Annotated in this window: 12 protein-coding genes; 3 read left to right on the top strand and 9 right to left on the bottom strand. The window is 34.3% G+C overall.

All coding sequences use genetic code 11. The features are described 5' to 3' along the window. Window positions 1-31 precede the first annotated feature (31 nt). From tsaE to AC1RP1_RS04990, 3 genes are read right to left on the bottom strand one after another with little or no spacing between them, the layout of a single operon-like run. On the bottom strand, window positions 32-487 hold the full coding sequence (gene tsaE / locus AC1RP1_RS05000) for a tRNA (adenosine(37)-N6)-threonylcarbamoyltransferase complex ATPase subunit type 1 TsaE (RefSeq protein WP_481761433.1): 456 nt from the start codon (window positions 485-487) through the stop codon (window positions 32-34). 16 nt (window positions 488-503) lie between these two features. Continuing rightward, complete coding sequence (gene pta / locus AC1RP1_RS04995) at window positions 504-1,493, bottom strand: phosphate acetyltransferase (RefSeq protein WP_481761434.1); 990 nt, start codon at window positions 1,491-1,493, stop codon at window positions 504-506. A 15-nt stretch (window positions 1,494-1,508) separates the two neighbouring features. Then, window positions 1,509-2,189, bottom strand: coding sequence for a uracil-DNA glycosylase (locus AC1RP1_RS04990; protein WP_481761435.1), 681 nt, complete (start codon window positions 2,187-2,189; stop codon window positions 1,509-1,511). Window positions 2,190-2,315: 126 nt separating this feature from the next. On the opposite strand from AC1RP1_RS04990, the gene AC1RP1_RS04985 reads away from it, so the two are divergent. Continuing rightward, complete coding sequence (locus AC1RP1_RS04985) at window positions 2,316-3,182, top strand: Cof-type HAD-IIB family hydrolase (protein ID WP_481761436.1); 867 nt, start codon at window positions 2,316-2,318, stop codon at window positions 3,180-3,182. 215 nt (window positions 3,183-3,397) lie between these two features. Here the strand turns inward: AC1RP1_RS04985 and AC1RP1_RS04980 are convergent, their stop codons facing one another. From AC1RP1_RS04980 to AC1RP1_RS04970, 3 genes are all read right to left on the bottom strand, one after another. Beyond that, a complete protein-coding gene (locus AC1RP1_RS04980; protein ID WP_481761437.1) occupies window positions 3,398-4,360 on the bottom strand; it encodes a zinc-binding dehydrogenase in 963 nt (320 codons plus the stop codon). Window positions 4,361-4,540: 180 nt separating this feature from the next. After that, window positions 4,541-5,278: an amino acid ABC transporter ATP-binding protein gene (locus AC1RP1_RS04975; RefSeq protein ID WP_481761438.1), complete on the bottom strand. Its 738-nt coding sequence runs from the start codon at window positions 5,276-5,278 to the stop codon at window positions 4,541-4,543. Further along, on the bottom strand, window positions 5,278-6,714 hold the full coding sequence (locus tag AC1RP1_RS04970) for an amino acid ABC transporter substrate-binding protein/permease (RefSeq protein ID WP_481761439.1): 1,437 nt from the start codon (window positions 6,712-6,714) through the stop codon (window positions 5,278-5,280). The genes AC1RP1_RS04975 and AC1RP1_RS04970 overlap by 1 nt, the downstream gene beginning before the upstream one ends. Window positions 6,715-6,844: 130 nt before the next feature. Between AC1RP1_RS04970 and AC1RP1_RS04965 the strand changes: the two genes are divergently transcribed. After that, the gene (locus tag AC1RP1_RS04965; protein WP_481761624.1) at window positions 6,845-7,408 is read left to right on the top strand and encodes a GNAT family N-acetyltransferase; all 564 of its coding nucleotides are present in this window, start codon (window positions 6,845-6,847) and stop codon (window positions 7,406-7,408) included. Window positions 7,409-7,460: 52 nt separating this feature from the next. On the opposite strand, the gene AC1RP1_RS04960 is transcribed toward AC1RP1_RS04965, so the two are convergent. After that, window positions 7,461-8,537, bottom strand: coding sequence for a 3D domain-containing protein (locus tag AC1RP1_RS04960; protein ID WP_481761440.1), 1,077 nt, complete (start codon window positions 8,535-8,537; stop codon window positions 7,461-7,463). A 237-nt stretch (window positions 8,538-8,774) separates the two neighbouring features. Here AC1RP1_RS04960 and AC1RP1_RS04955 point away from each other — a divergent pair, with 237 nt between their 5' ends. Then, a complete protein-coding gene (locus AC1RP1_RS04955; RefSeq protein WP_409022227.1) occupies window positions 8,775-10,406 on the top strand; it encodes an ABC-F family ATP-binding cassette domain-containing protein in 1,632 nt (543 codons plus the stop codon). Window positions 10,407-10,455: 49 nt separating this feature from the next. On the opposite strand, the gene smpB is transcribed toward AC1RP1_RS04955, so the two are convergent. Continuing rightward, the gene (smpB, locus tag AC1RP1_RS04950; protein ID WP_481761441.1) at window positions 10,456-10,923 is read right to left on the bottom strand and encodes an SsrA-binding protein SmpB; all 468 of its coding nucleotides are present in this window, start codon (window positions 10,921-10,923) and stop codon (window positions 10,456-10,458) included. 17 nt (window positions 10,924-10,940) lie between these two features. After that, the gene (rnr, locus tag AC1RP1_RS04945) at window positions 10,941-13,292 is read right to left on the bottom strand and encodes a ribonuclease R (protein ID WP_481761442.1); all 2,352 of its coding nucleotides are present in this window, start codon (window positions 13,290-13,292) and stop codon (window positions 10,941-10,943) included. Window positions 13,293-13,333 lie beyond the last annotated feature (41 nt).

Below are 13,333 nucleotides of genomic sequence, written 5' to 3'. Positions count from 1 at the left end.
CCATTTAGAGGCTATCAGCTAACTTGTTTTTTTAGTTGAAATGGGCCAACATATTATCATATTGTAATCCATTACTTTCTAATTCGATAGTACGTAAATTATCATCATGATCATCTTTCAATAATGTAATTTTTAACCAATCATTTGGTAATTCATCCTGAATAAATTCAGACCATTCAACAACACTCACACCATCAGAATTAAAATATTCATCTAACCCTAAATCTGCGCCGCCCATCCCTTCAAGTCGGTAAACATCCATATGAAATAACGGCAAACGGCCCTCACGATATTCTCTCACAATTGGAAATGTTGGACTTTTAACGTTCCGCTTGATCCCTAACCCAACGGCTAAGCCTTTAGCAAAAGTTGTCTTTCCTGCGCCTAAATCACCATCCAATAACAAAATCATATTAGGTTCAACAAGCTGTCCAATTTTTTCGGCAATTTCTTGTGTTTCTTCTACAGAACTGACTTCAATATTCATTAATTATTTCACCATTTCATTCTAAACTTTGCGCAGCTGTAATAATACCAACCTTGTAAATTTCTTCTACGTTAGCACCACGAGATAAATCTGAAACCGGTTGGTTTAATCCTTGTAGGATAGGTCCGATAGCTTCAAATCCACCTAAACGTTGTGCAATTTTGTAGCCAATATTTCCAGATTGTAATTCAGGGAAAATGAAAACATTTGCTTGTCCTGCAACCTTTGATCCAGGTGCTTTTTGTTCACCAACACTCGGTACAAAAGCAGCATCAAATTGTAATTCGCCGTCAATCGCTTCATTTGGTGCTAGTTTTTGTGCAATTTCAGTTGCTTCTGCTACCTTTGATACCTCTGGTGCTTTAGCTGAACCTTTAGTTGAAAAACTAAGCATTGCTACTTTGGGATCAATATCAAAGAGACGAGCCGTCTGAATGCTTGCAATTGCCATTTCTGCTAATTCTTGAGCAGTTGGATTAATACTGATCGCAGCATCAGAAAATAAATACTTTTCTGTATCATTATTTCTGGTCATAATAAAGGCACCACTTGTCCGACTCACGCCTGGTTTCGTTTTAATAATTTGTAATGCAGGTCGAACGGTATCTCCAGTAGCGTGAACAGCTCCAGAAACCATCCCTTCAGCTAATCCCATGTAAACGAGCATTGTACCGAAATAATTAACATCGCGTAACATTTCTTCAGCTTGTTCAGGTGTATTTTTACCCTTACGTCGTTCAACAAAGGCCGTTTTCATCTCATTAAAATCTGTTTCAGAATATTGTTTAGGATCAAGTAATTCTACACCGATACCATCAAGAGTTAAATCGAGCTTTGTGGCTAACTCTTTCATTTTTGCAACATCCCCCAATAAAATAGGTTCTGCCAAATTATCTTCTGCTAATTTAACGGCTGCTCTTAGAATACGTTCTTCTTCCCCTTCAGGAAAAACTATTTTAATTTTTTTACTTTCAATTTTGCTTTTCAAACTTTCAAATAATGACATATCATTTCCTCCTAATTAAGTGTTACTGGGTAATTGCCAGTTAATCGGTGGCAATCCCTGACTTATTAAATTTTGATTTATTTGTGAAAATGGTTTCGATCCAAAAAAACCGCGGTAAGCAGATAACGGACTTGGATGAGGTGATGTTATCACAATATTGTGATCTGTATCAATTAATTTAATCTTATCTTGGGCTGTCTTCCCCCATAAAACAAAAATAATTGTCTGTGAAGATTCGGATAATCGTTCAATCACACCATCTGTTAATAATTCCCATCCATGATTACGATGAGAATTAGCGGCGCCATCTCTTACAGTTAAGACTGAATTTAACATCAAAACACCTTGCTCCGCCCAACTCTTCAAATAGCCATGATTAGCTGGTGGAATTCCTAAATCTGTTTCCAATTCTTTATACATATTCCGTAAAGAAGGTGGAATTTTTTCTCCTGGTAAAACAGAAAAACTCAACCCATGAGCTTGATGCTTTTCATGATAAGGATCCTGTCCCAATAAACAAACTCTAACGTCAGAAAATGGGGTCAGTTCAAAGCTTTCAAAAATGCGATTTTTTTCCGGATAAATCGTCTCATTTTGATATTCATTATCAATAAACGTTTCTAAATCAGCATATTTAGATTTTGCAAGCTCTTCGGTCAAAATGGGTTGCCAATCATTATCGACATTAATATTCATTGTCTAACACCTCACAGATTAAGTTTACCATATTAGTGAATACAAAAATAAATGATTTGATTAAAATATCGAGCGGTTTCATGTTAAAATGAAACCAGTAAATAAGATTAGAGGAGTGTTGAATTTATGATAAAAATTATTGCATCAGATATGGATGGTACTTTACTAAATGATCAAATGGTGATTTCAGAAAAAAACGCCGATGCGATTAAACAAGCACAAGCATTAGGAGTCCACTTTATCGTTTCTACTGGCCGTGGCTATACTGAAGTTAAACCTTTAATTACAGCAGCCGGGTTCAATAGTCCAATGATTACATTTAACGGCGCAGAAGTTTTAGATGGAAATGGTAAAACACTTAGTACAACACCTATTTCAAAAAAAGTCGTTCAAACTTTAGTTCAAACATTCAAAAAAGAAAATTTTTACTTTGAAATGACAACCTCAAACGGTGTTTATTCTGATAATCGTGCAAACCGTATTCAAAATGTAGCGCGTCTAATCTCTGATACAAATCCAGATACACCATTTAAAATGGCTGTTTCATTAGCTGCAGCTCGTCTTGAATTAATGAATATCAATTACGTTGATGATTACCAAACAGTCATCGATGATTCAAAAATTGATATTTTTAAATTAATTGTTTTCAGTATGGATGGTCAAGAAGAATTACTCCCTTTAAAAGCAAAAATTGAAGAAGAAGACTCACTTGTTGTTACCTCTTCTGCACCTACTAACCTTGAAATTAACAACGTAAATGCCCAAAAAGGGATTGCACTCCAAGCTTTCGCTAAAGAACTTAATATCCCAATGTCAGATGTCATGGCAATTGGAGATAACTTAAATGATGTTTCTATGTTAAAAGTTGCAGGCGTCAGTTACGCCATGGAAAATGGCCACGACGAGGTAAAACGTATTGCCAATCATTCAGCAAAAACAAATTCTGAAGATGGTGTTGGCTTAGCTATTCTTGAACAGTTAGCTGAAAAATAAATCGATTGAGACTAAAAAGTGTAATTAATTAGAAAAAATAAGTCTATAAAAACTGTTGTTGATAGTAGTTTAAAAACTATTACCAATAACAGTTTTTTTACAACGAAAAAAACAAAAGCCATAAGACTTTTGTTACGTAATCAATCAGCCCTGTTACTCTCCAACTATCAATTATGAAACCCATAATACGTCGCTAACCAATTTGGTACTTATCTTTATTCAGTTGTTAGTAACACGATTACTTTCCCAAAACTATCCTGATTTTGTAAGTAAGCATGCGCTAAAGGAACTTCACTTAGTTTGAAGTTTTTTTCTGGTTTCACATCAACATCATATTTTGAAATGTAGTCCAACAGATCATTCAATTTATCCTGACTGACATTGTCAGAGTAAAAACTAGTGAGGTAACTATTTTTCTCGATATCTATAATCGGATCAAATTCTTCTAAAAACCATTTACCTCCTAATTGTCCCGTACTACATAAAATGCCTCCTTCGTTTAAATGTTGAAAACTATCTTTTATAGTGGCAGGGCCAATTAATTCTAAAATTTTGTCATACTTCTTTTCAGTCTCTAATACACCAGTCTTATCTATTATTACATCATTAAAACCAGCGGACAATAATTGCTCATTTTTTGCTTGGCTCCGACTAGTACCATCAATTACAATATCAGGATATCTGGCCTTCAACAATTTAAGAAATGAAATACCTACTCCACTTGTGGCGCCTCTAACTAAAATTTTATCTTTTTTTGTAATTTTTAAGTTTTTCATTGAACCAAATGCTGTATAGTACGTTTCAGGAATAGTCGCAAGTTCTTTCCAAGATATATTTGTTGTTATTGGATATATTTGGTTATTTGGTAATGCTACATATTCAGCATAGCTGCCATCAAATGCGCGTCCCATTTCTCCCATAATGGAAATAACTTTTTTCCCTATAGGTAATCTTTCAGGATCGCTCGTTTCTTCAACAACACCCACACATTCAATGCCTAAAACCCTAGGAAACAAAACAGTTGGCGATTTTCCCTCTCTCGTAAAAATCTCCGATCTATTGATACCAAACCCTTTTATTTTAATTAAGGACCAGTTAGCTTTTATTTTAGGTAAATTTACCTCTTGGTAAATAAGCTTATCTGTTCCTCCTGCTTCATTAACAACAATTGCTTTCATAATTTTACTTTTCTCCTTTGCTAAAAAGCTTTTTTCAATTCAAATCATCGTAAACATCCTAATTTTTAGTAACTATACATAAAAAATCCTAACCACCACGCGAAGTGATTAGGACCTTTTACAATGCTTGCCCCACCAAAAATTAATGAAAGGCCGAAAGATTTAATTAGTTTGCACTTTTTATGCATTTAAAACTTTGTTTAAGAAATCTTTTGTTCTATCATTTTGCGGATTACTAAATATTTCATCTGGTGTACTACTTTCTAAAATGTAACCATCAGCCATAAAGACCACACGATCAGCCACTTCTTTAGCAAAACCCATTTCATGTGTGACAACAACCATTGTCATACCATCCCTCGCAAGTTGTTTCATAACATCTAAAACATCCCCAACCATTTCTGGATCAAGTGCAGACGTTGGTTCATCAAATAACATAATATCTGGTTTCATTGCAAGTGCGCGTGCGATTGCGACACGTTGTTTTTGACCACCAGATAACGAAGCAGGTGCAGCATCTGCTTTATCACTCAAACCAACTTGGGATAAAAGACGTTTTGCTTCCTTAGTTGCTTCTTCTTTTGTTTCTTTTTTTAATTCAACAGGCGCTAAAATAATATTTTCAAGAACGGTTAAATGTGGAAACAAATTAAAATGTTGAAATACCATGCCAATATTTTGACGAACAACATTTAAATCAGTTTTTGGATCACTTATATCATGCCCCTCAATAATAATTGAACCGGAAGTTAAATCTTCTAATTTATTTAAACAACGTAAAAAGGTACTTTTCCCAGAACCGGAAGGTCCAATCATGCAGACAACTTCTTTTTCTGCAACTGAAATATCTAACCCCTTCAAAACTTCATTTGAACCATAGTTTTTTTTCAAATTTTTAACTTGAATTTTAGCTGCCATTATTTAATCTTCCTTTCGACTAAATTAGATAACCACGTTAATAACGTTATGATAACGAGATAAATCACCGCGATAATCAACCACATCTTGAATCCTTCAAGGTTTCTTGCGATTATAATCTTACCTGTTTGCGTTAATTCTAAAATACCGATAACAGATAAAATTGACGTATCTTTCAACGTAATAATAAATTGATTAATAAATGATGGAATCATAATCTTAATTCCTTGTGGCATAATGACTTTCATCATTGCTTTTCCATAAGGTAATCCTAGACTACGAGCAGCTTCCATTTGGCCATTATCAACAGCCTTAATCCCACCTTTAACAAAGGCCGCTGTATACGCACCTTCATTTAACGTTAAGGTTATAATACCTGCCACAAATGCTGGAATCTTGCTCCCGGTTAAATTAGGAATACCAATGTAGATAAAGAAGGCCAATACAATTAGCGGTAGGCCACGGAAAATGTAAATTAATGTACTTGAAAGCCCATTAAGCCATTTATTTGGCGCAACACCCATCATACCTAAAATAATCCCTAAAACTGTTGCACAAACAATAGCCACAATTGTTAATAACATTGTTTGTTTAAATCCTTCTAATAATGAGCCACTATTTGTTTTCAATAAACCTAAAATTGTTCGAGAATTTTTAGAGTTAGCATTTTTTGCGTTCGTTCCAGTGTACTTATCAACAATCTTTTTATATTCACCGTTAGCTTTAAGTTTCTTTAGCCCGGCATTAAATTTTGTTATTAATTCTTTATTTTGCCCTTTTTTAACGGCGAATCCATATTCACCTTTTTCATATGTTTTACCAACTACTTTCATTTCAATACCATTCTTAACACCATATGCTAAAACTGGTTTATCATCAAAAGTCGCATCGGAATTTCCTGTCACAACATCGTCATACATGTTACTTGAATCATCAAAAGTTGTTGTTGTAATATTATATTGTTTTTTAATTGAGTTTACGAATTCTCCGGCAGCTGTACCAACTTTAATCGCTACCTTTTTCCCTCTTAAATCATCCAAAGATTTAATTGAACTGTTTTTACCAACAGCCATAGCTACCCCAGCTTCATAATAACTATCTGAGAAATCAAATTTAACACGACGTTCTGGAGTTATCATCATACCAGCCATAACCCCATCAATTTGGTTAGCATCTAATGCTTGAACCGCTGCATTAAACCCTAAGGCTTTAATATCAACTTTAAATCCTTCCTCTTTAGCAATGGCTCGCATTATATCCATATCAATACCAACATATGATTTACCATCTTCTGCTTGATATTCAAATGGTGCATAAGTTACATCAGTCCCGATTGTATACGTCTTTTCTGCTGCATTTACTTGATTACTATGTAAAAATAATAAAAATACACATGCGACCATGATTGACATGATCATTGACTGCCATTTTTTCATAATATCCTCCCCAAAACATTTTGATGTAACATAATATAACATATCTACACTTAGCAAGCAATTTAGTTGTTTTGACAATTATTTAAGTACCCTATACACTAGAGATATTCAGGAAAGGATGGTTTATATGATTATTAGAAGAGCAACAAAAAAAGATGCACACGAGGTCGTTCCTTTAGTGAATATTATTTTAGAAGATATGGAAATTCCTATTCTTCAAGAAATTCCATTACCCGACCTATTCAAAGTGCTAGAGCTTGCATTTGAAACAGAAGACTACCGTTACAGCTACGGTCGTGTTCAAATTGCCGATATTGATGGTAAGGTTGCTGGGATAGCATTTGGTTATCCGGATGAAGATGAAGACCATCTTGATCTTGCTATGAATCAATTTTTCCCACAAATTGGTTTACCTGAAACAACTGAACTCTTTCCAGACTCAGAAGTTTATCCAAATGAATGGTACCTTGATACCCTTGCTGTTTCACCAGATTTCCAAGGACAAGGCATCGGCACAAAACTTCTAGAGTCTCTTCCCGAGATTGCCCGTGCAGCTGGAAAAACAAAGATTGGCTTAAACGTCGACTTTGCAAATCCTAAAGCAGAAAAGTTATACACAAAAATGGGCTTTAAAACTGTTGGTAACATGATTATTAGTGGTCATGACTATCATCATATGCAAAAAGATATTTAAATAAATAAAAAGGTCTGCTAAAAATAAATTTAGCAGACCTTTTTTCATATCTTTATTCTAAAACTTTTACAGTAACTGTCTTTTTACCCCATGTGTAACATCTTGCATTTGAGATAAAATGCACATCAATTCGGTTTCCTTTAATTGCTGAACCTGTATCGCCAGCAATCGCAACACCATAACCAGATACCCAGACAACAGTTCCTAGCGGAATAACTGAAGGATCCACAGCAATTTGTTGTGGATTAGTTAACAAACTTAACCCATATGATCCATGAGTTCCCATCCCTGGTGCATTTGTTGAATAAGCCGTTGCGACCATTTGTAACGTTTTCTTAGTTGATTTGCCAGAAGTATCGTTGCTTGCTTTTTGGTCAGTACTTCCTTTTTTATCTGATGAATCATCACTTTCAGCCTTTTTAGCTGCTTCTTTTTTAGCAGCTGCTGCTGCCTTAGCATCAGCTTTAGCCTTTGCTTCTCTTGCTTTTTTTGATAACTCAGCATCTTTAGCCTTTGTTACTTTGGCTAAATCTTTCTTTGCGTCACCTAAAGTATCTTTTAACGCTGCTAATTGTTTATTCATTTCTTTTGTTTCTTGTTTTGTTTCAGATTGTTTTAATTTCAATGATTTTTGTTCAGATTCCAAATGCGCTTTAGCATCTTCCATGGTTTTGATATTAGACGCAACATCTTTCATCGTTTTGTTATCAGCAGATTGTAAAACAGAAACTGCGTAAACACGGCTAATAAAATCACCAGCATTCTTTGCTTCAAGAATAGCCGTTACCATTTTACTACTTGAATCATTAACTTGTAGACTTCTTAATCTATCTTTAGCATTTTCAATACGTGTATCTAATTGTTTTTGTTCATTACCAATTGATTTATCTTGTGAACCAATTTTCTTTTCTTTATCAGAAATTTCTTGATTTAATTTATCAATTTTTGCATACTCATCATTAATACTCGTTAATGACTTTGAAATTTTTGAATTAGCAGTTGTTACTTTCTCTTGTGCAGCTGATTCTTGTTTTTTTAAATCACTGATAGATGTTGCACTAACAGAAACCGAACCACCTAATAAGCAAAGTATAACTGCCGTAAAACCAATAATATTTCTAATTTTCAAAATAATACTCCTTTTTGTAAATAACTTTATTACCCATTTCTAGAGTATATCGAACCGACAAGTCAGACATGTGTCAGGCATATTACAAAACATCACTCATATTACAACTCTATGACTAACGTACCCTCATTTTCAGAAATAATCATTTTATTTGAGTTCATTTTCAAAACCGTTTCATTTTGAGCCTGAAATATGCTATGATATGTAGATTATACAAACGAATAGTGAGGGTATTAAATGATAACTGTAAGTAATGTAAGTTTAAGTTTTTCAGACCGTAAGTTATACGATGACGTTAATTTAAAATTCACGCCTGGTAATTGTTACGGACTAATCGGTGCTAATGGCGCTGGTAAATCAACATTTTTAAAGATTTTATCTGGTGAAATAACACCAAGTACAGGTAAAATTTCATTAGATCCAAATGAACGTATGACAATGCTACAACAAAATCATTATGGCTTCGAAGAATATACTGTTCTTGAAACAGTCATTATGGGTTACAAAGAACTCTATGCTGTTATGGAAGCAAAAGATGCTATTTATGCAAAAGCTGATTTTTCTGATGAAGATGGTATCAAAGTTGCTGAACTAGAATCTGACTTTGCTGAAATGAATGGTTGGGAAGCTGAATCAGAAGCTTCAACTCTTTTACAAGGCTTAGGCTTCGCTGAAGATATGCAAAATAAAAAGATGAGCGAACTAACAGAAAGTCAAAAAGTTAAGATTTTGCTTGCACAAGCACTTTTTGGTAATCCTGATGTTCTCTTACTTGATGAACCTACTAATGGGTTAGACATCAAATCAATTAACTGGTTAGAAGATTTCTTAATTAACTTCTCAAATACCGTTATTGTTGTTTCTCATGATAGACATTTCTTAAATAATGTCTGCACCCACATGTGTGATGTTGATTTTGGTAAAATCAAATTATTCGTTGGTAATTACGACTTCTGGATGGAATCAAGTGCCTTAGCTTCAAAACTTGCAAATGATTCTAACGATAAAAAAGAAGCTAAAATCAAAGAATTACAAGATTTCGTTGCACGATTCAGTGCTAACGCTTCTAAATCTAAACAAGCAACTTCTCGTAAGAAAATGCTTGAAAAAATCACACTTGATGATATTCAACCTTCATCACGTCGCTACCCATTCATTAACTTTGAAATCGACCGTGAAATTGGTAATGATTTATTATCAGTTAGTGGCGTTTCAAAAACAATTGATGGCGTAAAAGTTTTAGATAATATCTCATTTAGTTTAGGCAAAGATGATAAAACAGCCTTTACAAGTGAAACTGATATTGCTGTTACAACATTAATTAGAATTCTTTCTGGTGAATTAGAACCAGATACAGGTACAGTTCAATGGGGTGTAACAACATCACAAGCTTACCTTGCTAAAGATAATAACGACCAATTCGCTGATGAACATTTAACAATTATCGATTGGTTACGTCAATTTGCTTCTAAAGCAGAAAGTGATAACACTTTCTTGCGTGGATTCTTAGGTCGTATGTTATTTTCTGGTGAAGAAGTCGATAAAGAAGTTGGCGTCTTATCCGGTGGAGAAAAAGTTCGTTGTATGTTATCAAAAATGATGTTAACAAGAAACAACGTTCTTTTACTTGATGATCCTACTAACCATTTAGATTTGGAATCAATTACTTCATTGAATGAAGGTCTTTCAAATTATAAGAGTGCTCTATTATTCGGCTCTCATGATCGTGAGTTCATTCAAACAATCGCTAACCGTATCATCGAAGTAACACCAAACGGTCTTGTTGATCGAGCAGATACTACTTATGATGAATTCTTAGAAAATAAAGATGTTCAAGATCAAATTGCTGGTCTTTACAAACAAGCTTAATAACTAAAAAGGAAGCAACCAATTTCAAAATTGGTTGCTTCCTTTTTTATTAGTAATTTTTAAGTACGCGTTGAATTTGGCGTTCCTGATCTCGACGTTTAATTGTTTCACGTTTATCGTAATCATTCTTCCCTTTTGCAACACCGATTAGTACTTTTGCAAAGCCGTTTTTAATGTACACTTTCAAAGGGACAATTGTAACACCCTTATTTTTAGTTGCTTCATCAAATTGAGCTATTTGTTTTCTATGCAATAATAATTTACGATTTCGAAGTGGATCATGATTGAATTGATTTCCTTGATCATACGTTGAAATATGAACATTCATCAGCCAAGCTTCACCATTTCTAATTTGCGCAAATCCATCTTTTAGATTAATACGACTATTTCGAACGGATTTAATCTCAGTACCTGTTAAAACGACACCAGCCTCAACCGTATCTTCAATGTTATAACTGTGTCTTGCTTTTTTATTCTGGGCTAAGGGTTTATCAAAAGATGACTTTTCTTTTCGCAATCTTAATCCCCCCGATATTATTTTTGACGTGTATTATTTTTTCTTGGTGCTGTGTTTTTATTAGCTGATTTGTAGAATGGTTTCTTTCCATTACTATTTCCAGCAGCTGGTTTACCATTACGGTTATAAGGTTTCTTGTCTCCTGGACGACCATTACCTGGACGTTTGAAGTTTCCACCTTTACCTCGTAAATCAGAAGTTGGTGTGTTTTGTGGATTAACAATTTCAAAATCAATCGCACTTTGCTCAATATCAACTTTAGCAACTTTTACTTCGATTGGTTGACCAATTCTGAAAGTTCTCTTGGTTCTCTTACCTACTAATGCCATATGCATATCTAAATATTCATAATAGTCATCCTTCATATTACTAATATGAACAAGACCTTCAACAGTATTTGGTAATGAAACGAAGACACCAAACTTCATAACTGAGCTAACAACACCTTCAAAGGTTTCACCAACATGATCAGCCATGTATTCAGCTTTTTTCATTGCGTCAGTATCACGTTCGGCATCAATTGCGCGACGTTCCATTTGTGATGTATGTGTTGTAAGTTCAGGTAATTGTTCAGCATATTTTTCTTTTTGAGTGTCCCCAATACCATTTTCTTCGTAGAAACGAATTAAACGATGAACCATCAAATCAGGGTAACGTCTAATTGGTGACGTAAAATGCGTATAATCAGTAGCAGCTAAACCAAAGTGACCTAATGATTCATCAGTATATTTAGCTTGTTGCATACTTCTAAGTAACATAACAGAAACCATTGATTCTTCAGGTTTACCAGCTACTTCTTTTAAAACACCTTGTAACATTTTAGGTGTTACATTCTTACTATCACCTTTAACAACGATACCAAAACTGGTTAAAGTTTCGAAGAAACGCATTACTTTTTCATTCTTAGGTGTTTCATGCACACGGTAAACAAAAGGTACTTTTAATTTATCGTAATGAGCTGCAACAGTTTCATTTGCAGCTAACATAAATGATTCAACTAAACGTTCACTTGTTCCACGAGTTCTAATTTGAATATCAATTGGGTGACCCGCTTCATCAACGATAATCTTAGATTCATTATCATCAAAACTAATTGCACCACGTTTTTTACGCATTTTTTCAAGAATTTTGTGTAATTCGCCCATTGTTTCAAACATTGGGACCAATTCTTCATATTTAGCTTTCGTCTTTGCATCATCTGATTCAAGAATCTTGTTAATGGCTTTGTAAGTCATACGTTCTGTCGTTTTAATCACACTTTGGAAGATTTTGTGGTTAACAACATAACCTTCTGGTGTAATTTCCATTTCACAACTCATAGCAAGGCGTTCAACTTTTGGATTCAATGAACAAATACCATTTGATAATTTGTGAGGCAACATTGGAATAACACGGTCAGTTAAATAAACACTCGTTCCACGTTCGTATGCTTCACGATCAAGTGGTGTGCCTGGTTGGACATAATGCGAAACATCAGCAATATGCACACCTAAATGGTAGTTCCCGTTATCAAGTTTCCAGGCAGTAACAGCATCATCTAAATCCTTAGAATCAATACTATCAATTGTTACCAATGTTTGGTCCGTTAAATCAACACGGCCAATTTTTTCTTCTGGTAGCACAACTTCTGGAGTTGCTTCAGCTTGAGCCATAACATCTTCAGGAAATTCACTAGGAATATCATGTTGATAAACAACTTGTAAAATATCCATACCTGGATCGTCTTTGTTACCCACAACTTCTTTAACCAATGTTTCAATAACTAATGGTTTTTCACTTGTTGGGTAAGCAGTAATATCAGCTGTAATAACTTCTCCGGCAACTGGATGTAAACCAACCCCTGTTACCAATAAGTTATAACGTTGTAATTTCTTGTTTTTAACAACTAAATGGCCAATTATTCCTGAATTTTCAAGGTCAGATGGTTCAACTTCAAATTCACCAACAATTGATGTTACATTATGTTCAACAATTTTATTAACTTTACCTTCAGGACCACGGTCATCCCCAGGTTTAGCAGCACTTGTAATCTCAATCTCAACACTATCACCATTTAAGGCAGACATTGTTTGTGTTGGATTAACGAAAACATCAGGTTGTTCTGGATCAATCGTAACGAATCCAAATCCACGATCATTTGCATGAAAAATACCCACTAATTGTGGTGTTTGAAGTGCAATTTGAAATTTGCCTTCTGATGTAATTTTCACTTCACGTTTACGTTCCATTTCAGCAAGTGTTTTAACAAGTTCTTTGAACGCATCCTGGCCTTCTAATTTAAGGGCAGCTGTTAATTCTTCAACACTGAAAGATTCATTTTCTTTAATTTTTAGTTCTTTTAATATAAGTTCTTGCATCTTTTTATCCATGTATACCTCGTTTTCATATTCGTATTTGCGTTACATTTATT

The organism is Dellaglioa sp. CoH-56-MRSF-13 (genome assembly GCF_056782095.1).
The sequence above is the reverse complement of the archived record's forward strand: the minus strand, read 5'-3'. Positions and strand labels throughout refer to the sequence as shown.